Below are 22,467 nucleotides of genomic sequence, written 5' to 3' on the forward strand. Positions count from 1 at the left end.
CCACTGAGGCTCCCTCCGGGAGCGATAGCAGATATAGATGCCGTGCACGACTACAATGTCGAAACCGACCCGCCGGCCATCGAGCCGGTCGAACATAGCATTCGCCTCGATTTCATGGCTGGCGGGCCGATTCGATACGATCAGCTTCTGCTGAACTCCACTTCCCGAGAGCGCGATGCAGTCGACTCCGATCCCTGGCACCGGGCAGGCCGAGCGAAACCGCTTGGGGTCCAGTACGCGGAGGGAACTTGCCAGCACCGTATCGTTGAGGAAGCACCGTACTACGAGGTCTATGACGACGAAGACGCGCTTTCAGATGCCCCAGCATTCCTCGCCCACCGCCTTCGACAGTGTCGCTCAGCGGATGCTCCGGAAGCCGCCGTCCGGTCGGAGCGCGACCGTCGAGAGACGTGGTACCGGACGCTGATTCCCAAGCTCAATCTCTGTTCGGTCCTAAAACGCTCCTCGTACGGCTCGTTAATCGACGACGGTCCCGCCAAGACGGCCGATGGCCAGACACTCCTCGAACACAACGGGTTCGTCGGAGCGGTCGTCCTCGGTTCTGATTCCGACCCCGAATCATTCGCCCAAGAGCGGAGCCTTCCCCCGCAGTACGTCGTTCATGAACGGGATCTTTCCTGCGGCCAGAGCGAAGCTGGAGCGCTTCCAAGTGAGTACGGATTCGACTTGCCCGCCCCGCTTCTCGTGGGCGAGTATGCGAGTGGGAGCCGGTATCCATTAGTTCCGTGGTCTGACGGGCTGGTCTGTACATGCCCGTTCAAGGCCGACGCACCGTGGCGAGTACTCTGCAAACACGAACTGCTCGCAGCGATCGTCCTCGGTGCCCGAGAGTCGCTCTTTCTGCCCGTGACAGACGGACTGGACGTCCCGTATCGTGCCCGCCGGTTCGTCAGTCCTGCCATGGCGAGCGTCCATACTCCTGGGCTCCCGAGCGATGAATGGCCCTAACCGGCGGTCAGGCCAACGCACAGTTGCGTTTTGCGCACCCTCTGAAATTTCTTAGTAGATGGCCGCTGAGGAGGAAGTAGACGAGATATGTCCTCGCGTCGTCGGCACCGCACACATCACCCGCACCAGCATCTGAGTCGATTCCAGCGACGCAGGTGGCGGCGGCGAGACGTTCTCGCGGCAGTCTCCTCAGCCACACTGGTATCGCTGGCGGGCTGTGCAAGTATTCTCGGGCAGCCAGATCCGGGCGGTGATCCCCCGTCTGTCAGCACCAGTGACAGGGAGGGCGGTCCCGGTGGCCCGAATTCGGGACGCACGACCGACACGGCAGAACCAGCGACGACCCCCGGTGACGGTGACCAAGATGAGACCAGCCGAGAGCCGTCAGAACGCAGCGGCGAGGTTATCGATGGTCCCGTCGACAGCCCTCTGACCAACGAGCATCCCTGGGTCGACGATCCTGCTGACGGGCTGGGATTGACTGACGTGACCCTCACTCTTGGCACGGACCGGACTCGGGATTTCCTCGGAACAGAGCCTGACGAACTCTCGATTACCGTCGCCGGCGACCAATTCATCGTCCACGGGCGAGGCCACCTCGAGTGGGACTGTGATGGATTCGCGCTCGCCCACGTCCTCGTCGACGACCGAACGGCCGAGGTGTACGTCGAAGCCGCTCCCAACGATGCGTGCCGAACCAGTGACAACGACGAGGGACGAGGGCCGTGGGTTACACCCTTCACCGTGACCGGGCGCTTCGTCGGTGGACGGCCGGACGCGCTGGAGGTTCACCTCGAAGGGCAGTACATCGAGGGGGATGGTCCGCGGGGAGGCGCGTTCGCGAGGACCGACCTGTGACCGCCAGCCTGAGGCGAGTCGACATCGAGGAACGACTCCACAAGATCACTGCTGACAGACGAAATTTAACGCCTCGAATGAGGCGAGGGAGCTGGCGATTCTGCAACGCCAGTTTCCTCGGTACCCCATGCCCACCGACGATTCACAGCCGTCCGATCACGAACCGACAGACGACCATCTACGACTCGATCTCTCTATCCACCGCCAGGCAGTCTTCGGGAGCGAGGGACTGGAGGTCGAGACGGGTGCGGTCGAGACCACGCTCACCGATCACGGCATCGAGGTCGGCCATCAGCGGTCGCCCCGACTCGATGTTCCCACGAGCGAGAGCTTCGTCGACGACCGGCCGCAAACGAGCACCGGTAGTGTGGACGCCGGTGAACAGGAGCCGCTGTTCGCCTCGTCGACCCCCGGTCAACGGACACTCGACGATTGCGACGCATCGATGGTCCCACTGTTCGGTGACCGGTCCGACCGTCAATTATCGGATACTGTCGAGGAGTAAGAGTCGATGGAGTACCAGTCCACGACGGCTCCAGCCGACCGAATTACCCCACAATCGACATTCGAATCCTCTCCGTGGGGTAACTACTGCGAAGAAGCGGACCAGTAGCCACGCATGTCCGAACGTCCCTCCCGGCCGATTCTGGAGGCGCTCCCTCCTGCGACACTCCTCGAGACGAACAACCGGCGGCTCATCCGTGGCGGCGTCACCTGTATGCACGACGTCGAGACGGTCCGAGAGTACGTGGGCTACGAGAACCGGCATCAGTGCCGGCGCTGGGTACTCCGGATGCTCGCTGATCGTGCTACGACGCTTCGGGAATCCACCCCCGATGAGGGCACATCTGAGAGCCAGACTCATAGTCTGTACTAACGAATTTCTATCAAATACCGGAGGATGATGACTGATGTCAGAACATCCACCCAGTAGTGGTGACCGTGACTTCGTGACGGTCTTCAAGACCGGCTCAGTCGACCGAGACGACTACCCCGAACTCGCTGAACACCTGCTTGAAGGGCGGACACAACTCGCCTCAGAGACCGGCTATCTGATGAAATTCGGTGATATCTCACACCGTGGCCTGACCCCGTTCGATGTGGCGTCACTCCACGACGTTCCCGCGTATCCCCTCCCGGAGGCCGCGCTGGAGTCACTCCCGGCTCACGTTCGTGCCGACCTGGAGCGCGACGGCGCTGTCCAGATGTTCGGCGTCTACAATCGGGAGCACCATCGATTCGACGAAGTCGCTCTTGCCTGGGAGGAGAAGGACTTCCTTGAGCGGATCGCCGAGCTGGTCGCCGGCGATTGCTCGCTTCACGAGGCTGTCGACTGGACTGTCGTCGAGGAGGCCGAGCGATACACTGTCGCTCAGTGGGCCGACATTCGAGGCGTCACCGAGGACGCTGTCCGCTCGAACGTCAATTCGGCTCGCGAGAAGTTGCTTGCCGAAGAAGATCGTGACTCGAATTCAGCACCACCCTAACCGGGTGTTTGATTGCTGACCCTGCCGGTGTCAGCAGGCGCGTCTCAATCTAGTAAACCGAGATCAGTCAGCCGATCCTCGATCACGGAGAGGGCCTGTTCCGCATCGTCAAGCTGTTTCCCCCCGGTGATCACCAGTTTCCCACTGCCGAAGAGCAGTGCGACAACAGACGGCTCGTCGAGCCGATAGACAAGTCCTGGAAACTGCTCGGGCTCGTACTCGATCTTCTCGAGGCCCAGCCCGATCGCGATCGCGTTCAAATTGAGCGTATGGCCGAGATCCGCGCTTGAGACGATATTTTGCACTTCTATCTTTGGAGAGTCGGTCACTTGGATACCCAAGTCACAAAGTTCGTCAAAGACTTGCTGAAGTGCTGTCGTCACGTTCTCGATGCTGTTCGCACCGGTACAGACGATTTTGCCGGACCGGAAAATGAGTGCCGCGGCTTTTGGCTCCTGTAGTCGGTAGACTAACCCAGGGAAATTGTCTGGATTATAATCACTCGCCACCAGATCGTTGGCCAACGTTTCGAGATCCAATTCCTGACCGATATCGCTGGACGCGACGACGTTCTCGATTTGAATTGATTCCGACGCGACGCTCATAGCCTCATGTAGCGTACACAGCCCGCTTAAATCGGAGGGCTTAGGAATCGGTGGATGTGCTGCTGTCGACTGTCCTCAGAGATCGCGCGGCTGGACGGTCCTTCTGTATAAACGTACAGGTATCGATTCCGAAAAATGTGTCAGTCTACCCCTAATCACGGGCAACAGACGTATATCGCCGCACAAGCTATCAGCGGCTGGAACGATGTACGACCTGACGGGATTTCAGCGCGACCTCCTGTATGTGATCGCCGGCCTTGACGAACCCCACGGCCTCGCCATCAAGGAGGAACTCGAAGACTACTACGAGAAAGAGATCCATCACGGACGACTCTACCCGAACCTCGATACGCTCGTCGAGAAGGGGTTGGTCGAGAAAGGTGAGAAAGACCGACGGACAAACGTGTATACACTCACCCGCCGCGGGCGCCGTGAAATCGAAGCCCGTCGTGAATGGGAACATCAGTACATCGATATCGCAGAGTCTGCGTCTGTGTAGGTTCCTTCATACCAGTCATCTGCTCTATGAGAAGAGTCACTTGTTTGGCGAGCGTTGTGGACTATTCGGATCCCACCATCTTGATCGCTCTATAACTAGAGTAACTGTGGCTTCAGAGAGGTTTTATCCTGTTTGATAACAGCTTGAATCAAGAACGTCCCAAGTACTTCAACAGAATCAGAAAGGCAGATATTTGTCTCAGTCAACCGCCACATTTGGTGGATGGATCCCCTCTTAAAAGTGCAGCACTATAGCCCTCCGTCTGAGACGATTGCCGTCATCGTTGCGAACGCGCTTCCACTCGTCGGCGTCGTCGCCCTCGGGTGGAATCTCGCCGCGCTCGTTTTCCTCTACTGGTTCGAACTCGGAGTTCTCTCGTTTTGGGCCCTGGTTAAAGCGCTATTTGCCGGCCGCCCCTCGGAATTCGATTCCTACCCGCTGATTGCGGGCGCGCTGGCGAGCAAGCGAACCGCGATCCCGATTCCCTTCACCGAACTCGGGATTCGACTCTCGACGCTACCCGTTCTTGCCGTTGCCGTCCCCATCCTCGCACTCGTGTGGTTCTTTGCCGGTGTTACAACTGTTGGCGTAATCGGTTCTGAAATTCCCGACTCAGACGCCTTAGTGATGGTGGTGCTCTCTGCTTTTGGTATCTTTCTCAGCGAGGGTGTCTCGACACTCGTGGATTATTTTCATCGACAAGGACACCTCGAGCACAGCGCCCAGACGGCAATTCAGGGCGTTTTCATGCGTGGAGCGGTGATCGGTGTCGGCGGACTACTCACGGCGACATTCGTGGGTCTTGCTGCAGGCTCAGTATCCTCTGACGATCCGATCACAGCTATTGATCCGACTGTCGTCGGTCTGCCGATCCTGGTCGGGATCGTACTGGTGAAGTTCGGCTTCGATCTTGGGAGCCTGTACCGAGACCGACTAGCTGCCTTTGACGAGGCGTCCTATTTCGAACTCGGATGGGCGTACGACCCACCGGCCCACGAACCGATCGAACCAGTGGATAACGTGAACGATCGAATTCGACCGACCACCCAAGGACGACTGTTCGGCGGAATCTCCACCTCAAACGTCCGACGCCATCCGGGCGTGCTAGTCGTCAGCGGATTCATCCTTCTGGTTTCGCTCCTCTTCATGCTCGGACGTGCTTGGGACATCGTTCTCGTCCTTGTCGGGGCCAGTCTCGTCGTTCCGATGGGGCTTCTCACGATCGACCACGGGTTGCGGTACGGGGGCATCGAGTACCGAGTGTCCGATAACGCGATTGTCGCATACGATCGATTGCTCCGAACCCGAGTGTGGCGAATTGAGCCGTGGGACGAAAGCAGCCTGCGTGTCGAACGTGGCCGGCTTCACGGGTGGCTCGATACGTCGACAGTCGTTATTGAGTGTGCTGATCGAGAGTTGCGACTTCCTCATCTAGGATCCTGACCCGATCCTCGACGTGTTCGACCGTCGCCCTAACGGCGCCCAACAGACGGAGGGAACGTAGTGCGATAATTCTGGCAATGAGGAGAAACCAGGGATAGATACTCCCCGACCGAACAACTATTCGGGTGAGTTGAGCTTCAGACTACGGCCAGTCAGGATCGATGTCGACGAGGTCGGCACTAATTTCCCAGAGTCGCTTTCGATTCTCTGGATTGGATGCTTCTGTCGTCGGGGACGTGATCCCTTCGCCGGTGACGTACGTGCCGGTTCGCTCCTTGAATTTCGGGGCCGTAACGAGTTTGCAGAGTCGCTGTGCGCCTTCCTGTTGTGTTGTGCCGATACCGGGGATGATGGCTGCAGCGCGGACCATCACTCGTGTCCAGAGAGGGGCGTCGCGGAAGAGGTTCGTTGAGGGAACGAAGCCGGGGTGAAAGCAGTTCGCTGTGATCTCGGTGTCCTCGAGTCGGTCGGCAAGTTCGAGTGTGAACGCGATATTGGCGAGTTTCGACCGAGCATACGCTTGGAGCGAATCGTAGCCGCTGGTGAATTGGAGATCATTGAACTCGAATGTAGCCCGATGGTGAATGTCCGAGGCGGTGACAACGACTCTGGCTGGTGCGGAGCTTCGGAGTCGATCGAGTAGTTCGTGTGTCAGAAGGTACGGAGCGAGGTGATTAACGGCGAACGTGAGTTCGACGCCGTCTTCGGTTTCTGTTCGAAGGCGAGATGAGAGCCCGGCGTTGTGGACGAGGGTGTCAATCCGGTCATATGTATCGAGGAGTTCCCCAGCAAGAGACCGAACGGTTGCCTGTGTTGCGAGGTCCGCTTGGTGAAATTGAATATCGCCGTCAAGCGCGGTCGCCTCAGCGACGAGTGTCTCACCACGCGTCTGGTCTCGTCCGATAACCGCTACGGTCGCTCCCTGTGCAGCAACTTCTGTTGCGGCGATGCGGCCGATACCGCTCGTCCCGCCACTCAGCACCACAACGCGCGGAGTGTATTTGCTGGCTGTCACGTGTCGTTACAGGTCTCAAATGGCAGGTCTGAGTCGATTTCGGTTAGGAGGATGATCGAATCACGTCGCTGTGCTACCAAAGGCGGTACTTACTTTTGTCACGGTTGAACACATCGAACAATGATAGACACACAACAGTATGAACTCTCCGCGATCGATCTCTCTGGAAGCCAGTATACTGTCGAGCAGACTGGACGCGATAAGAATTTTCGACCCGAGTACGAAGCAAGGGACGCTGCGGGTGATACGATTTTTCGCACCACGTACCAGATGTACGAGGGAAAAGATGAGTTCCCATTCGTTGATGCCGATGGTACTGAGATCGGTCTTGTGAAAGCTATCGATACCTGGGATATCGCCGGCGACTATCTCCTCACGGACAGCCACACTGACGAAGAACTCGTCATCCTTGACAATGACCTTTCGTTGCTGCAAGACACCTGGCGACTTCGCGATGTCGACGATCGGTCGCTGCTTGCTGAGATCAACTCACGTGGTGCACTCATTACCATCGCACGGAAACTCCTGCCGGCCGGCCAAGGAATCGCCCACAAGTACGATATAACCGATTCAGAAGGCAATCCAGTCGGCTCAATCGAGGGCGAATTCGCTCTGTTTGACTTCGACCAGTACGAAATTACGCTGACCGATACCAGCTCGGTCCCGACAGAGCCGGTTGTGATCGCGGCGATCGTTATCGATGCGATTCAAGGGAATTGAATTCTCCATACGCGTCTCGGTTCACGAAATGATCCCCTGGACGTAGATGTGCGCATACGCGCTTGCCCACACGATGGAAAGTAGTTCACCGACACTCGATGAAATCAGATGCACTACAGGATTCAACGAAGCCAAGCTCGCACCCATCTCGGGCAGATATGTTGGTAGATAGAGGCTGACTGCACTTCCGATAGCGATTATGACGATAAGAACGAACTTTCCTCGGTAGTTCGTCGTGATGCGCCAGCTCACTCGTAGTGATTTGAGAGGGCCGTACTGGCCGATGACGCACGCCTCGGGCGCGAACCAGAATTTGAACAGGAGAAAAAGAAACGGCACGGCGAACACGATTCCGCCGACCGCTGCAGCGACGGGGAAACTGACCATCTCCACCGGCGTGACCGGGAGCACGCCGACCAGGAGGAAGAGTGGAAGCGACACGAAGAACGGAATCGTCATCACCGAAAACACGATGAGGAGGATAACGCCGACTAATGCCGGTGTCCGGGCGATGCTTCGACGCATTCCCTCGCGTATCGTGACGGGCTCACCGGTCAGTTCCCCGGCAACGATCGTTCCGACGTAGGCGCGGATCGAGATGATGAACGCGAACGCCGTCACGGCCTCGGCCACGCCGATTGCGGGCATCGGAAGCAGGGCGATGCTGTCCGTCTCGAGAAGGCGGTTGGCGAGAATAATCACGCCGGCGAAGGCGAGGATCGACGGGTAGGAGCGAAACAAGCGAACCGACCATACGAGCGCATCGAGGACGGTCCGATTGGTGGTAGTCGTCTCGATGTTGCGGCATTCGAGGCAGCCACAGCCGTCGACATCTTCTCGAGCTTTGATCGTCGGTGCCACGTCACAGGTGATTGCGTCGTCGCCGGTAGAAGTACTTCGGATCGGTGAGTCGGTGTGTTCGCTCATTCGGCAGTGACGAATTGAGAGATGGATTCGCCGGCTGCAAGCAGGATTGCTGGGGGACCGAGTAACGAGGCGAAGGATTTGAACGCACGTTTGAGACTCGGTCGGTCGTCCTCGGTGCCGAGGAAGAGCAGCGTCGGGTCTTCTGAGACGACGTAGACACTCATCTCACGTCCTTTCTCCGAATAGCAGGTGTCGGTGACTTCGATCACGCCCGCCGATTCGAGGTTCGTTAGGTGATAGTGAACGTTTTGAACGCTCTGGTCGAGCTGCTCGGCGATCCGTGCCGGCGTCGCCGGCATCTCGTTGAGCAGCCGGAAGATCTCGTAGGCGGTTTCGGAGGACAACGCTTCGATCACGTCTCGTGTCGCGTCGTCGTCGAGACTCAGGACGGCGGGGTTATCACTTCGTTCGACGGCGGCGTTCGTTTGTGTCGGAAGGAGTCGTGACATGGTTGCTGTTGAATACTGTGGCGCGAGTAGTCGAGAGCTATCCTGATCAGGGGCCGTTCGATACCATCGTACGTAGTTGTTGGTGCGTGGTCATACCGACTCCGTGGAGACGGGTGAGGCATCGATCAGTCGCAGGTAGTACGCCGTGTACACCGTATAGAAGTACGCGAAGCCAACCGCCGACAGGACGATTCCGATCGGGAGTAGGACGGCGACCGGAATGCCGGGATCGATCGGTAAAACGTCAGCAGGCCCGGCGTCCGTCAACGTCAACTGGAGCAGGTACTCGGGGATGAAAAAGGCGTTCAACAGGATGACCCACACCAGTGAGAACCCGGCGACGCTTTTGAGGTTCGAGCGGACGAGTGCAACACTTCTCCGGAACGAATCAGTAACGCTCTGGTCTTCGATGACGATTGCGACGTCGTAAAATTGCACGAACATAATGACGACGAGGATGGACAACAGCCAGACGAGCAGCGAACCGACGCCTGCGGCGAAGGCGGCCATCTCGTGAATCGCAGCGAGTGCCATCGATCCGATTCCGAGGACGAATCCGACGAGTCCGAGTCCAATGGCAGTTCCCAGAACGAGAAACACGAACACCACAGTTCCGAGTAGCAGTCGGAGGTAATGTGTCCGTGCTGCAGTAAGGAATTGTGTGACCGATGTGTCTGTTCCTTCGATCGCAGCTCGGGCGGTTTCGATGAAGCCACCGAGAACGAATGGGAAGACGATCAACCACGCGAGCGATGCACCTGCGGAAACCAACGGCGAATCGATCAGGTGCTCGACGTTCTGGAGTTGGCTTCCGCCCCCGACGAGGAGGCCGGCGACGAACAGGATCGGATTCGCTCGGAGGGCAGCGTATCCGTCTTTGAATGCGGAGACCAGTACCATCGTGTCTACGACTTACTGTTGTAACCTATTAGACCGAATGGAGTATCAAAACCAGATTTAAGCAATAATAGGGCCTGTATCCGCCATTTCCAGAAGTGGGCGATTTATCAGTCCACCAGTGCCGCTGTGAGCGCTCGGAGTTGTCCCCATCCGTTCGCACGGAGTGCTGCAGGCACCCGTCGGCGTGCCCCATCGAGCGCCGTCCTCAGAGCGATCGAAGCGTTTTCGAAGATGCCAGTCCCGTGTCCGACGAGAATCCGGCGCGGAGTGAGGTCATCGAACACGGCTCGGGGAGGAACGAATCGACACAAGAGGTACATACCGAGTTGCTCCTCACCGACTGTGAACAACGGTGCAGTTCCGAGTACGTCGGGAACGTAGAGTGTCTCATCGGATTCACGATATGCAACCGCTTCGGACCACCCCGGAAACGGACGGCAACGACGCAACTCGAATCCGGAGGTACCGACCGTATCCGTCTCTAGGTCGATTGGAGCATCGAGTTTGGATACTGCGCGGGAAAGCCACGAGGGGCAGTACACCGGGACACCATAACGTGTCGCGAAACGCTCCGCATCACGGACGTGGTAGTTCGAACAGACGAGAACGCCGCGCACGTCACCAAGTGCCGAGAGTTCCTCGTCGATCCCAGGTGCATCGAGCGGGTCGATGACCCACACGCCCTCGTCTGTGCCGACGACGGCGTGACTCGTCCGGTGACCGGTTTCGTTCGGGTGTGCGAACCAGCTGATCCCGCCGTCCCACCGATCGACTACTTCGTACTTCGAAGGGGGATGCCGGTCGTAAATTGGCATCGTCAGCTCTCGGGGAAGACCGTATCCGGATCCCGAGTATCGAACGGGCCGACTTGTTTACCCGTCGTCGCGTAGCGGTACAGCGCCGTCCGAACGATCGCAGAGGCCGTCTGCGAACCCACGATTGCCGCGACGACGATTCCACCACCACCGACGAGCGCCCCCACAGCGACCACGCCATCGAGAACGAAGTATCCAGCCGCCCCCAACGCGATACCTGGCAGCGCAACGATCAGGAAGACGAAACTCACGCCGAGCGTGGCGGAGACGCTTTCGCCCCACGTGTCCCGGAAGAGTGACCCACTCCGACGGAGCTGGCGACGCAGACTCCGTCGCTCGTCGAGGACGATGACCGGCACGATGAAGAACGTCAGGAGCGCCCACGCGAGATCGAAGATCGCCCGCGTCAGGCTCCCAACCACGCCGAACTTCTCGTCGAGGATGTACAAGACCGTGCCGAGCGTCGCGGCGACGGCTGCCCATATGGCGATCTGTCGACGAGCGTGCCACGCCGCAGCGAGTCCATCCCGAACGGATGTAGAGTTCCCCTCGAACAGTTGCGCCGCGCAGTGCACCACCGCGGCGTTGAAAAACGTCGCCACGCTCGACGAGATCGCAATCGCACAGAACAACACGCTGTACTTGTAGAGATCGTTGGTGAGCAGCGATTCAACGAGTCCCTGCTGGAAGATAATCGCTCCGAGGACGGCGAAGGCACTCCCGACTGTGAGGAGGCTTAACGCCGGAAGGATCAGGAGCGTCGGTCGCTGGGTGAAGATGCGTAGACTGTCATAGGTGATGTCGAATCCACGTCGGTATTTGGAGGTCATCCTGAACGGTCTCCGTTTGACTGGTCACGAACAGATCGGGCGTCTTGGCGTGTCGAACGTGCTGCGACACCGTCAATCGCTCCGAGGGCAACATGTCCCGTGAGCGGAGTCCGGTTGTTCAGTCGTGTGATGGAGGGCATACTGTGTTAATTCGGCTGATGTACGTAAAAACCTGGGAGGATTAAAACTGCATCTGAACGACCGACTCGTTCCTCGTCGAGTGGGGTTTCGTCCTACTACGCTATGATTTTAGTGCGTGTTGCGGGAAGACGCAGATATGCTTGCCCTCCAAACTACGCCGATCTCCCTTAGTGCTGCGATTGCTGCTCTCGCGGGGTTTGCGCTCATCGGGGGTTTCCTCGGCGCGATCGGTAGCGTTGTTGTTCGGCGGCTCAGAAACCCCGTTGGAAAGTATCGGTTGCTGTATGCAGCTGTTCTCTTCCCGTACACACTGCTCGCGTATGCTGTGTTCGCCCTGACCGGATTCGGTACGGCCCTCCTCACAACCCTGCCCGCCGTTCCGGAGCTTGTGACTCGGGTTCTCGCTGATTTCGTCACATTCCTCGCAGCCGGCTGTGTCTGGATTATCTCGTATCTTCCGACGGTACGGGGAATCCGCGACGTGCGTGACGTCGATCTCGCCACCAGTACGTCGATCCGCAAGATGGCACGGTATGTCATCGGGGTAAGTGCTCTTCTCACCGTGGTGTTGGTACCACTGCAGGTGGTCTCGATCGAGTCGTCACCGCTCGCCCTCGCTGTCGGACTCGCAGCACTCGTGGTCGGGATGCTGTACGCGGCACCCTGGCTCATCTCAGTCCTTCGTTCGACATCGAGGCCGACTGGAGACACTGCTGATCGAGTGGAGAGACTTTGTGATCGCGCAGGTCTCAGCGTTCGAGACGTGCGGATCCTCGATACCGAGAACGAGGAAACGGCGGATTCGCTTGTCCGTGGTCCGCCGACCTACCGGCGTCTCTTCGTTACGAGCACGTTTCTCGACGCCTTCGACGACGATACCGCCACCGCGTTGCTGGCGGTCGAGGCCGGAAAGCTCCGGATCCACGTCTTCGAGGTCAGGGTCGTGTCGGTGCTCGTGGGTGGTATCGCACTCATCGCGTCCGTCATCGGGACTGGTCCACAGTGGCCGTTACTCGGGGTCGCACTGGCATCGGTTCTCGTGGGTTTTTCACTCTCCCAACGGCGGATTCGCGCGGCTGACGAGTACGCTGCCGAACAGGTCGGGCGGGCGACCGTCGCCGATGCGCTCACCGAGTACGCCGAGGTACACGCCCTCGAACCGACACGACGACGGATTCCGAATCCCCTCTCGATCAGGGTCGCGCTCGGAGATCGAATCGATCGGCTTCGATCGTCAAGCGATTCGTGAATTATCTCGAATCGCGCCAGTACTGTCTAAAACCAGCTTTTTAGCCTGAGATACACTTTTGATGTGAACGATCGAGTACTGGATATGCCCTCCCACCAAGAGTCCGTCGAACACCCGTCTCGCGGTCGATTATACGAGAGAGCACGCGTATGTAGCCCTCGTTCCTGACCACTACGGAGCAGCTATGCCAGCCCCTCACCCACCGCTGTCGGGGACCGATCAGCGAGATTCACTGCCTCCAACTCGAAGAACTAGTCCTCGGACCCGGTCGGACGCCGCGCCGGCGTGTGGTTCATCGTGAACCTTTCGTCCGAGATCTCAGATGCGTTGGAAACGAGACGCGGACGACGAGTTCGTGCGGTTTTCGCTGGGCTCGGGATCACCGTCGGTGCGTTACTCGCCGGGTTAATCGGCGTCATTTCGATGGGGGGTCTCGTGTCGGTGTTTGGCCTCGGGGAGTCACCCATCGTTCGCGTTCTCCAGGGGAACTATATCCAGGTCGGATTCGCTGGCTTCGCCGTTGCGTACCTGTTCTGGCAGCGCGAGTGGGACCGGTACGTTAAGATCCGACGGCCGACGCTCGAAGATGCCGGCTGGATCGTGGGACTGCCCCTCCTCTTCGCGGCCCAAGGATTCGTCCTCCCCCCGGTGTTGGCTGCGGTCGGACTCCCACATCCACAGCCAGGGACCGGGATGGAAGAACTTGCGTTAGAGACGCGGCCCTTGCTCTGGCCGGTCGCATTCATCGGGATGTATCTGTTTGCTGCACCGGCTGAGGAACTCGTCTATCGCGGAATCGTTCAAGGTCGGCTTCGCGCTACCTTCGATACGTTCGGTGTTGTGATCCTCGGTGGGCTGTTGTTCGGTGTGATGCATTTCCTCGTCGGACTGATGACTCAGGGTGTAAGCTTCGGTGGCAGCCTCTACTGGGGAATTGATACGGTGGTGCCTGGATTAGCTTGGGGATACGCGTACGAACGCACGGAGAATCTCTTGGTGCCCGCAGTCACACACGCGATGGTTTGGACCATTGCACTCCACGAAATCGTACTTCACGTCCTTACGGTGTAGTATATGACAGCGCTCCCGAAATTCGAGGTGTAACAGGTTATCTGATCACAGAGACACCTCGAGAGATGCCAGCGGGATCGGTCGCATCCGATTGCTGAAATTGTGAGCTAACAGCGTGACTCAAGTGCTCATTCAGCCGGTATCTCTGTCTCGCCCTCTCGCGATCGAGCGCGTCGATAACTCTGAATAAATGCGTATACCAGTCCGACGAATGCACCGATACCGAACACGGCGGGACCGACGCTCATCGAGATCTCGGTTGCTGACGACGAGAAGGCGAACAGGAAGGTGAACGTGTCGGGCGTCCCGATCATCAGAGAGTCGATGCCGAGCGGGTCGAGGACGAGCGGGCCGACCACTGCCAACACGAGAAACACGCCGACGACAGCGACGGCCGCGCCGGCGAGTGCGTCCCAGACGACAGCCGTCACTGACACCGCCCCCCGGCGATCGCTTGCGTGGCCGAGAATCCGGACGCCATCAGCGTGGTCTTCCAGACGGACGTCCGCAGGGAAGGCAAGCAACGTCAGCGTCATCCAGAGGTCAGCAATCGCCCCCGCGGCGTTCGCGGCCAGGGGAACGATAAGCCAACCCCACTCGAAGGTCAGCATCAATGGGACGCCGACGACGGTCATCACGACCAACGGGGTCAGGAGGACGACGATGAACTGGTTTCGGGAGAATTCGTGGTCGGTGGTGGCGTACGCATACGGCAAGATGAAGTGTGCAATGCCGACGCCGTACTTCGCTTTGCCACCGTAGTATCGAATAGCGAGGCCGTGCAGCAGTTCGTGGGGGACGAGGATCACAGTCGCAAGAAACAGGAGAACGAGGACATCCAGCGCGTTGGTCCACCAGTCGACGCCGGCCGGTGCAAACTGGTACGACGCCGGATGGCCTGCGACTATCTGGAACAGGCCGCCCAGTAGTCCGATGGCGACGAGAAATCCGAGCGTGCTGAGCGCGGTCATCTGGATGGTGAGACCGCGCGTTAGTTCGAGATCCGCGAGGACTGTCTCTCGATCGTCGGTTCCGGCTGAGGTCACAATTATACATCTAGTAGACAACTCTTAACCACTTGGACGGGAGGGGCGTACGTCGTGAATCAACGTTGGCCTCCGGATTGATTCGTATTATGGGGACTGCGTAAGTCGATCATCACAAAGGAACGTTGATACGGAAACAGTAGTATGGACACGTATGCCGATATCTGATGATGAGTGGGATAATGGTTCCACGGCAGATAGTGCAGACACAGCAGCGACGACCCCGGTTGGGGACTACGAAGACGAGAAGGAGCTGATCGTCGCGTTCCTCTCCGAAAACGTCGATAATGCGTATACGCGAAGCGAGATCATCCGTGGCGTCGACTTCGGCAACGACGCACGCCCGGAATCGATCCGGGAGGTTCTCACCGAAATCCAGGACGAATTAGTCGATCTCGCCGGCGACGTCGTTGCGAGCGGAATGCTGGTCGATGACGTCGACGAAGCGCTCGATGAACTCGTTACGGAGGGAATGGTTGCCGAAAAGGAGGTCGAGACGGGGGAGGGAACGACGACCTACTACCGGCTCAATACCGGCGAAGCTCGGGAGTGAGACATCTTTGAACAACCGATCGTTTGTGTGAACTACCCCACACAAGCTCACCACGTTTGCGGGTCGTTCCTTTCGGGAGGGGCTTCCTGTTTCAACGACTGACTAAGTGAGCCGGAGTAGCCGCGTTAATGACGGGACGCTCCTCCACAAGAGTGAGGTGGATGGGCCCGGCTATCCCAGTATGGTCCTCACGCGTCGGTCCCTCCTCCAATCAACTGGTGTCGTCTCCCTGATGGCACTTGCGGGGTGTGCCACGACGGACGTGTTCGGTGACGACGATACGACCACCGAATACACGCTCGATATCGACTCGATCGATGTGTCGCCGACTGCATATGCGTTGTACGATCCGGACGAGGACGCCCTGTTCGGCGACCCTGCACGGACTGCTCTCGAAGCGATCCTACCGGATGGCCGTCACACGACGCACGGGTACAAACCCCTCCCGGACGATGCATACGTCCGACACCAGGACGCCTACTTCCAGACGAAACACGTCGTCACCGGACGAGACCGACTCGCTCGTTCACTCGTTCGCGTTGAGCGCGTGCCGGAGGAGGACGTTTCCGACGATACGATCCTGATCGACACGCTTGAACGGCCGAGTGCACGGGTACTCAAGATTCTCCATTCGTATACGCAGTCGGACGGGAGAGGCAGTGCCGCAGAGCTACTCTACGGTGACAGCTACGTGCTCCGTCGGCCGGCGGAACGAGACAGTCAGCTCGGAACGGGAACCCTCGACGGTCGGGTCGTAACGATGACCGAGAACGGTACCTGGGCGTACCGGATTGCGATCACAACCGAGCGTATAGTCGAGACTGCCTACACCGTATTCTCGGTACAGGTCGCCAGTTCCCGCCAAGCGTTCAGAGATGTCGTCTTTGGCTCCCGGATCGACGCGGAACTCGCCTCGGATGATCTCCCTGCGGACGTAGTGGACCTCCTCGAACAGACGATCGACCGTCGATCGACTGAAGAGACAGCACCGCTCACCGATTCCTTTGTGACACTCCTCGAGGCGCTACATCTCCGTACAGTCAATACCGGTGTGAACGGGAAGTTACTGTGGTACGATGGGAGCCTCTATCGATACGGTCTCTACGTGAACGACCCCCCGTGAAAGCCCGTTTTGCTACCGTCACAGACACAAGATACAGACCACCACGTCTCCCAGTAGGATCTATGAAAAAGACCACTTCAGATCGAGACTCCGACGACGAGGAGGATGAGCAAATAAACCGCCGTCTCGACCGTATCGTCGATTTTCTGGCAACCTACCTTCCGTAACGCCCGTGATCGATTCGACAAGATATAATCAGTTGAACTGAGTTGGACAACCCGATGCGTTGGTCCCCGCTTGCCCGCAAGGAAGCCCGAACAGTCGCGACATCGAAGGGTGTCTGGCTCCTCGCCATCCTCCTCGTTCCGTGGGCCTACCGTCCGAGTTACGTCGGCTGGGATGGCCTTGGAGCGAACATCACGGCCGGATACGTGCAACTTGCCGGAACGGCACTGCTTCCGCTCGGTGTGTTGCTGTTGAGCTATCAGTCGATCGTTGGCGAACGGACCTCAGGAAGTGTCAAGTTCGTCCTCGGACTCCCGCTCACGCGAACGGAGGTCCTCCTCGGGAAGGTCGTCGGCCGGACCGCCGGTATTGCTGGGCCCGTTTCCCTCTCGTTTCTCGTCCTGGCCGGCATCGGACTGGTCGATCACGGCGTGTTCGATCCGCTCCCGTTTCTCGGGGTCGTCCTCGTGACGCTCGTCTACGTCTGCGTGCTCGTCTCGATCGCCGTGGCAATCTCTGCGGTCGCCAAGCGAACGGTCACAGCCGCTGGTGCTGTGTTCGGTGCGGTGTTCCTGCCGTTTATCGTGTTCTGGTCACAGATCGCGACGGCGATCTTCTCGCAACTGACGGGGACGCCCGTCAATCCGTTCGATCCTCCGCCGTCGGGACCGCTCTTCTTCCTACACCGGCTCTCTCCCGGCGGGGCATACCACGTCGTCTCGAACTGGGTGCTCGGCGTGGGCAACTCCGCAAGCACGTACAGTACCGTCCTCACGGAACTCCAGCCACAGGTGTCGACGAACGCGTTGGTCGTCGAAGCGACGTTCCAGCCGGGAACGGTTCCGGGCTACCTCCACGAGTCCGTCGGCGTTCTCGTTCTCCTCGCGTGGCTAGTCGTCCCGCTCGGACTCGCTCGGTTCGCCTTCTCGCGGGGGGATCTCGTATGACCGAGGCCGTCATCGAAACCGACGGACTCACGAAGCGATACGGATCGACAGTCGCGGTGGATGATCTCGACCTCACTGTCAGCCACGACGAGATCTACGGCTTTCTCGGCCCCAACGGCGCCGGAAAGTCGACGACGATCGGGATGCTCATGGATTACGTCCGTCCCACGGCGGGCCGCGTTCGTGTCCTCGACGGTGACCCGCAAGCCGACGTCGTCGAGGTACACGACCGACTGGGAATTCTCCCCGACCGGTACAGTCTCTACGACGGTCACACCGCACGACAACATCTTGCGCTCGTCATCGACACGAAGCGGGCGAATGACTCTCCCGAGAAACTGTTGGCTCGTGTCGGACTCAGTGACGCGATCGACCAGGACGTCGCGACGTTTTCACAGGGGATGGAGCAACGGTTGGCGCTCGCGATGGCGCTCGCCGACGAACCGGACCTGCTCGTCCTCGACGAACCGTTCACGGGACTCGACCCACACGGGGTAAGAACCGTCCGCGAGATCGTTCACGAGGAGAACGACCGCGGGGCCGCCGTCTTCTTCTCCAGCCACGTCCTCGGGCAGGTAGAACTTGTCTGTGACCGGGTCGGAATCCTCCACCGTGGGCGGCTCGTCGCGCAAGGTACCGTCGACGAACTCCGGACCCGGGCTGACGTTGAGGGAGACGCCTCGGTCGAGGAAATATTCGTCTCGATAACCGACGAGGCAACCCCTGCCGACGAACGAACCGCGGAGGGAGATCGATGAGGCGACGTGCCTTGCTCGCCGCTGCCGGCGCCTCGATGGCGAGCCTCGCAGGCTGTCTTGGTGCGTCGGAGTACACGATTACGGACGTCGAGGTGACGTCATCGGCACCGTTCGAGTTCGACGTGACGATCACGGAACCCGATGCCGTGATCGAACACCCAGCGCTGCTCGAATTCGAGCTAACAAACCGGGGGGATCGACCGCTCCGTGTGCGGAACACGGGCGTGTGGCCGTTCGGCCTCCTGAAACTCGTTCCCTCGCTCGACACCGAGGGTCCAGCGGGAGCGCTGCTCTGGACGGAGCAGTACGAAGCCAGTGAGCACGTCGACATCGAGAGTCGGCGGAACTACGGTACCGATTCGACGTCGCTCGTCCAGGCGCTCGAATCTGGAGAGAGGGTTAGCGAAACGTACGAACTGCACGGTGACGGCATTCGTGAGGCGGACACCGCATACGTTCGTGGCGAGTTCGAATCGCCGATATTCGAGTACACGAGGAACGACACCGACGAATGGCGGTCCTTTTCACCCGAGATAGCGGTGACAATCGTGACCAAACGGCTGTTGTGAGGTCGGAGGTTTCGACCGACGGTGCGTACGGCGCGACCGTTCAGTATCTGTAGTGTCCGAGGTAGGCCGACGATGGTCAGTAGATCTGAAAATGCTTGAGGAGACAATCACCTACTTACACGTGGCGAGGGAGGTACGCTCGATGCCCTCCACACTCACCCGAGTTCTGTTTCGTAAGCCCTCTGGCCGCCCCCATGCAGTAGTCATGTTATCCGGGTCACTCCTCTTCTTGGGCCTCTACGTGTACGCTGGCGTTTTGGGCGACTCTTCCTCGAGTAGTTGGCTCGTTGTTATGGCGGTTGGGACCGGTCTGTCTGGCATCGCCGAGTCTCTTCCGACTGATCGACGACGGACAGCCGGCATCGTCCGCGTAACGGCGATACTCGTCTTGATTGGTCTTCTCGCCACTATCGTCTTCGTCCCCGAGTTTATTGTCGGAGAACGGTAGAATTTCACTAAAAATCGAGACCGCTATAGGACGATTTATACGGTCATGATCTCACGTTCATTTCTCTTGCTCTGTTGGGGTGATCAGAAAGTGATATGTTCTGACCTGCTTGCGATCAATGCAAACGGCCGAAGTACCAGTCGCCGTCGTACTGAACGAGTAACACGACGCGATGGTCACGTACGGAGAGTCGTTCGCGGAGATCGCTGAACGGTTCCGAATACGGTTTACACTCGTTGTACGTTCCATCGATCGCTTGGGCCACGATATCCTGTTGTTGGGTCGTAAGGGAGTCGAGAACGACGCCGCGGTTGTCGCCGATATGTTCTTTGAACTCGTCCGGCGAAGTAGCAACGAGTTCAGTCGAGACGGTTGTACTCGTGATCACGACCATCTGTTGCTCCTCGAAGGTCAATCGAAGCAACGTCTCATCCCATTCCAGATAATGTGTGGCACCATCCGGGATAAACACGGACTGAGCCCGTACATCGGTGTGTTCGTATGCAAACACGACCGAGAACGACGTGTAATGTGGTGCGTGAAGGAGCCCCGGATTCTCTATCGCACTGCGGAGCGACTCGCGATCGTGAGCAGGTAATTCCGTAAACGAACGGACTGTCGCACCATCCGAGAGCGCGGATTCATCGACATCGATCTCGACCGAGTATTCGTAACCGGTCGTCTGTGTTCCGTCGTGATCGGTCGTTTCGATACGGTAGTAGCGCGCTTCAGGTCCCGTAACGACGAAGTCCGTCTGTGGATCTGGGGAGTAGTATCCCCGGGAAGTAGATTCACCAGTATTCGCATCAAGTGCGTCGGTAACGGCGACCTGCGTAGCGTGAGGCAACCCGTCGAGTGGTGTGCTAAACTCGTTGGAGATGCCGGTCGCCGTTGCTCCATCCAGTGAAAAGCTACCCTCATTCGAGTTCGAACAGGAGTCCGATCGTGAGAACGGCGTGAGACATCCAGCGGTGGCTGTAATGCCGATACCTCCGATCATCTGAAGCGCTTGCCGTCGAGTGCTATCGTTTGGAGGGTATTTCATATCAAGCGGTAGGCCGCTCCATTGATATATACAGGGATGAACGTTCCCTCGTTTCGCTCGTGACTGGGATTCGATTCACAGTCTTCAACGAATGGCTGTTTCATACTGTGTTATGTCTGAAGAATAGATTTCAACGGAGCTTGTACAGTGATAGCAGAGACGAAATCGTACCCAGTGCCCGAGGCGAACACAGGGATTCAGCCGGACTGACGACGCCGTGATCATCGTCCCGGGAACGGCCTCCGCAGCAGGCGTGAGTACGAGCGCTGCCAGTTGTGTAAGAGTCAGTGCTACGACTGACGGCGTGTTGGAGCCTGATGAAAACGACCTGCCGGCGATGGTAACTCTCGTGACCACAAACGTCTCATAGTGCCAATACGAAACCTAACTATGGTACCTGTCGAGCGAGAATTGGGCTCTTAAGTGTCAGCGACCACTAATTTCCTCCTCGCAATGTTGGGGTTCGTACTGGCGTTGTATCCGCTAGTCTCGCTCGGGAATGCAGTACTCGGGGCGCCGGTTTCGGCTACAGCAGTCAATGTGGTCACTGGTGTGTTGGCGATCGGCGGGCGTATCCTATCGTTTCGGGGACTGGTCACTCGGTCAACTCGGTGAATACGTGTTCGTTCTTTTTGCCTCTGCGCTAGGGAGGGGGTTATCGGGATGCTGTTGATACTCGTATCAGGGCTGACGTTCTCGGGAAGTAATCCGGTTCCACGAGCAGTACTCTGGGTCACGGCCTCTCTGACGGCCTATATTGTTGTGTACCGAACTGAACTATTGATTATTCGATAACACTCGAAGGACTGAGAATCCGCCGATTCAGACGGCAGAGTTTAGAACGCCCTCACCAACTCAAAGAACGCGAATACGATAGCGACGGCCCCAGCCAGAAGTCCAATTGTTCCCAACAGTTGATTTCGCGGTACAACAGTAGTTTGAGATACGACCAATAACGCAAGCAGCATAACGAGAACGGCTAGTAGTCGATCGGTGCGGTCAGACATACAACCATGTTGTATCTGATTGATGAGAGTTATTCGGTTCTTCGCCTATAGTGCCGATTCGGCCAGATGCGTTCGTATTCGTTCTTGCTTTAACGAGTGCTATCGACCGTCAGCCGTTTCGCGGCTTGCCGCTCTGAAAGACCAGGTATCTCCTCTGGCGTATTGACCGTTAAACACATATCGGCGCTATCCAAATACGACATATGAGTATTCTGTGGCAAGCCGGATACGCCACAGCTGTAATCCTGGGTATTGCCTACATCTTACTTTCTAGGAGAATTCACCGCTTCGGATTTGAGTTCCTTCGGCGTTCATCGTCCAACCAATCTGGGGAGTCCAGTATCCCCATCTGGCTTTATCGAGGATTAGGTGTGGTATTTCTATTTATTGGCATCACAGGAGTCCTCTAAGAGACAGATCGCCTGTACTTGACGAATTTCCAAGGAAGTTTCCCGAGATGCTCGACGACCGGTCGGCGTCTAACTGACTGCAGATACGCATTGTAGATTCTACTCTACCTGACAGAGAGTTAATGACACCGCGCAATAGACGGGGAGCCATGTCCGATCTGGTCCCGTTCCTCCTCGTTGGCGCTGTTGCTATCCAAATTCCAATCGGGATCGTGATGTATTTCGACGCGAAACGACTCGATCTCAAGGACCCAGAAGTGTACTGGTTGGGGGTCGTAATACCCGCCGCAGGATTCGTCGTGATACTCTACTATTTCGCAGAGCGGAGAAATCTCCCTAAGAAAACAGAAGAGGACCCGTCGAAAAACGCCAGTCGATAGATACGGAGATAGTTGGATTCAGGGTATACACCTCGTTT

Annotated in this window: 25 protein-coding genes; 16 read left to right on the forward strand and 9 right to left on the reverse strand. The window is 58.1% G+C overall.

Going from position 1 to position 22,467, the window contains the following annotated elements; all coding sequences use genetic code 11:
• Nucleotides 1-42: 42 nt before the first annotated feature.
• The 5 genes from V8686_RS16845 (at nt 43) to V8686_RS16865 (ending at nt 3,314) form a co-directional block, all read left to right on the forward strand.
• Nucleotides 43-969, forward strand: a complete 927-nt coding sequence (locus tag V8686_RS16845; RefSeq protein ID WP_340696281.1) for a hypothetical protein — start codon at nt 43-45, stop codon at nt 967-969.
• Nucleotides 970-1,455: 486 nt separating this feature from the next.
• Nucleotides 1,456-1,827 (forward strand): hypothetical protein, encoded by a 372-nt coding sequence (locus tag V8686_RS16850; protein WP_340696282.1) that lies wholly within the window; start codon nt 1,456-1,458, stop codon nt 1,825-1,827.
• A gap of 127 nt (nt 1,828-1,954) precedes the next feature.
• Complete coding sequence (locus tag V8686_RS16855) at nt 1,955-2,332, forward strand: hypothetical protein (RefSeq protein WP_340696283.1); 378 nt, start codon at nt 1,955-1,957, stop codon at nt 2,330-2,332.
• Between the two features lie 114 nt (nt 2,333-2,446).
• Nucleotides 2,447-2,704, forward strand: a complete 258-nt coding sequence (locus tag V8686_RS16860; RefSeq protein ID WP_340696284.1) for a hypothetical protein — start codon at nt 2,447-2,449, stop codon at nt 2,702-2,704.
• Between the two features lie 34 nt (nt 2,705-2,738).
• Complete coding sequence (locus V8686_RS16865; protein WP_340696285.1) at nt 2,739-3,314, forward strand: hypothetical protein; 576 nt, start codon at nt 2,739-2,741, stop codon at nt 3,312-3,314.
• Nucleotides 3,315-3,358: 44 nt separating this feature from the next.
• On the opposite strand, the gene V8686_RS16870 is transcribed toward V8686_RS16865, so the two are convergent.
• Nucleotides 3,359-3,919: a TATA-box-binding protein gene (locus V8686_RS16870; RefSeq protein WP_340696310.1), complete on the reverse strand. Its 561-nt coding sequence runs from the start codon at nt 3,917-3,919 to the stop codon at nt 3,359-3,361.
• Between the two features lie 205 nt (nt 3,920-4,124).
• Between V8686_RS16870 and V8686_RS16875 the strand changes: the two genes are divergently transcribed.
• Both V8686_RS16875 and V8686_RS16880 read left to right on the forward strand, forming a co-directional pair.
• Nucleotides 4,125-4,418 (forward strand): PadR family transcriptional regulator, encoded by a 294-nt coding sequence (locus tag V8686_RS16875; protein ID WP_340696287.1) that lies wholly within the window; start codon nt 4,125-4,127, stop codon nt 4,416-4,418.
• Nucleotides 4,419-4,640: 222 nt separating this feature from the next.
• Complete coding sequence (locus tag V8686_RS16880) at nt 4,641-5,861, forward strand: DUF6498-containing protein (RefSeq protein WP_340696311.1); 1,221 nt, start codon at nt 4,641-4,643, stop codon at nt 5,859-5,861.
• A 142-nt stretch (nt 5,862-6,003) separates the two neighbouring features.
• Here V8686_RS16880 and V8686_RS16885 read toward each other — a convergent pair whose 3' ends face one another.
• Complete coding sequence (locus tag V8686_RS16885; RefSeq protein ID WP_379706867.1) at nt 6,004-6,846, reverse strand: SDR family NAD(P)-dependent oxidoreductase; 843 nt, start codon at nt 6,844-6,846, stop codon at nt 6,004-6,006.
• 150 nt (nt 6,847-6,996) lie between these two features.
• Between V8686_RS16885 and V8686_RS16890 the strand changes: the two genes are divergently transcribed.
• Nucleotides 6,997-7,596, forward strand: a complete 600-nt coding sequence (locus V8686_RS16890) for an LURP-one-related/scramblase family protein (RefSeq protein WP_340696290.1) — start codon at nt 6,997-6,999, stop codon at nt 7,594-7,596.
• 21 nt (nt 7,597-7,617) lie between these two features.
• On the opposite strand, the gene V8686_RS16895 is transcribed toward V8686_RS16890, so the two are convergent.
• From V8686_RS16895 to V8686_RS16915, 5 genes are all read right to left on the reverse strand, one after another.
• Nucleotides 7,618-8,457: a hypothetical protein gene (locus V8686_RS16895; protein ID WP_379706871.1), complete on the reverse strand. Its 840-nt coding sequence runs from the start codon at nt 8,455-8,457 to the stop codon at nt 7,618-7,620.
• A 62-nt stretch (nt 8,458-8,519) separates the two neighbouring features.
• Nucleotides 8,520-8,972, reverse strand: coding sequence for an ArsR/SmtB family transcription factor (locus V8686_RS16900; RefSeq protein ID WP_340696292.1), 453 nt, complete (start codon nt 8,970-8,972; stop codon nt 8,520-8,522).
• Nucleotides 8,973-9,062: 90 nt separating this feature from the next.
• Nucleotides 9,063-9,872, reverse strand: a complete 810-nt coding sequence (locus V8686_RS16905) for a DUF7847 domain-containing protein (protein ID WP_340696293.1) — start codon at nt 9,870-9,872, stop codon at nt 9,063-9,065.
• A 107-nt stretch (nt 9,873-9,979) separates the two neighbouring features.
• Nucleotides 9,980-10,552 carry a hypothetical protein gene (locus V8686_RS16910; RefSeq protein WP_379828802.1) on the reverse strand — a complete coding sequence of 191 codons (573 nt, stop codon included), beginning with the start codon at nt 10,550-10,552 and terminating at the stop codon, nt 9,980-9,982.
• 137 nt (nt 10,553-10,689) lie between these two features.
• Entirely contained in the window at nt 10,690-11,517 is an 828-nt protein-coding gene (locus tag V8686_RS16915; protein WP_340696313.1) for a DUF6159 family protein, read from the reverse strand.
• A 277-nt stretch (nt 11,518-11,794) separates the two neighbouring features.
• Here V8686_RS16915 and V8686_RS16920 point away from each other — a divergent pair, with 277 nt between their 5' ends.
• Nucleotides 11,795-12,907, forward strand: coding sequence for a peptidase (locus V8686_RS16920; RefSeq protein WP_340696314.1), 1,113 nt, complete (start codon nt 11,795-11,797; stop codon nt 12,905-12,907).
• 285 nt (nt 12,908-13,192) lie between these two features.
• Nucleotides 13,193-13,978: a CPBP family intramembrane glutamic endopeptidase gene (locus V8686_RS16925; RefSeq protein ID WP_379706875.1), complete on the forward strand. Its 786-nt coding sequence runs from the start codon at nt 13,193-13,195 to the stop codon at nt 13,976-13,978.
• A gap of 128 nt (nt 13,979-14,106) precedes the next feature.
• On the opposite strand, the gene V8686_RS16930 is transcribed toward V8686_RS16925, so the two are convergent.
• A complete protein-coding gene (locus V8686_RS16930; protein ID WP_340696316.1) occupies nt 14,107-15,024 on the reverse strand; it encodes a DUF3267 domain-containing protein in 918 nt (305 codons plus the stop codon).
• A gap of 154 nt (nt 15,025-15,178) precedes the next feature.
• Here V8686_RS16930 and V8686_RS16935 point away from each other — a divergent pair, with 154 nt between their 5' ends.
• From V8686_RS16935 to V8686_RS16955, 5 genes are all read left to right on the forward strand, one after another.
• On the forward strand, nt 15,179-15,577 hold the full coding sequence (locus V8686_RS16935) for a hypothetical protein (RefSeq protein ID WP_340696317.1): 399 nt from the start codon (nt 15,179-15,181) through the stop codon (nt 15,575-15,577).
• Nucleotides 15,578-15,758: 181 nt separating this feature from the next.
• Nucleotides 15,759-16,700: a hypothetical protein gene (locus V8686_RS16940; protein ID WP_340696318.1), complete on the forward strand. Its 942-nt coding sequence runs from the start codon at nt 15,759-15,761 to the stop codon at nt 16,698-16,700.
• A gap of 221 nt (nt 16,701-16,921) precedes the next feature.
• Entirely contained in the window at nt 16,922-17,812 is an 891-nt protein-coding gene (locus tag V8686_RS16945; RefSeq protein WP_340696319.1) for an ABC transporter permease subunit, read from the forward strand.
• Complete coding sequence (locus tag V8686_RS16950; RefSeq protein WP_340696320.1) at nt 17,809-18,570, forward strand: ABC transporter ATP-binding protein; 762 nt, start codon at nt 17,809-17,811, stop codon at nt 18,568-18,570. The genes V8686_RS16945 and V8686_RS16950 overlap by 4 nt, the downstream gene beginning before the upstream one ends.
• Nucleotides 18,567-19,139 (forward strand): hypothetical protein, encoded by a 573-nt coding sequence (locus V8686_RS16955; protein ID WP_340696321.1) that lies wholly within the window; start codon nt 18,567-18,569, stop codon nt 19,137-19,139. Before V8686_RS16950 ends, V8686_RS16955 begins: the two co-directional genes overlap by 4 nt.
• Nucleotides 19,140-19,702: 563 nt before the next feature.
• On the opposite strand, the gene V8686_RS16960 is transcribed toward V8686_RS16955, so the two are convergent.
• Complete coding sequence (locus V8686_RS16960; RefSeq protein ID WP_379706880.1) at nt 19,703-20,587, reverse strand: hypothetical protein; 885 nt, start codon at nt 20,585-20,587, stop codon at nt 19,703-19,705.
• 1,611 nt (nt 20,588-22,198) lie between these two features.
• Here V8686_RS16960 and V8686_RS16965 point away from each other — a divergent pair.
• Nucleotides 22,199-22,429: a hypothetical protein gene (locus V8686_RS16965; protein ID WP_340696324.1), complete on the forward strand. Its 231-nt coding sequence runs from the start codon at nt 22,199-22,201 to the stop codon at nt 22,427-22,429.
• The last annotated feature ends 38 nt before the right edge of the window (nt 22,430-22,467 follow it).

This window comes from Haloplanus litoreus (assembly GCF_045690335.1).
GTDB classification, from domain to species: domain Archaea; phylum Halobacteriota; class Halobacteria; order Halobacteriales; family Haloferacaceae; genus Haloplanus; species Haloplanus litoreus.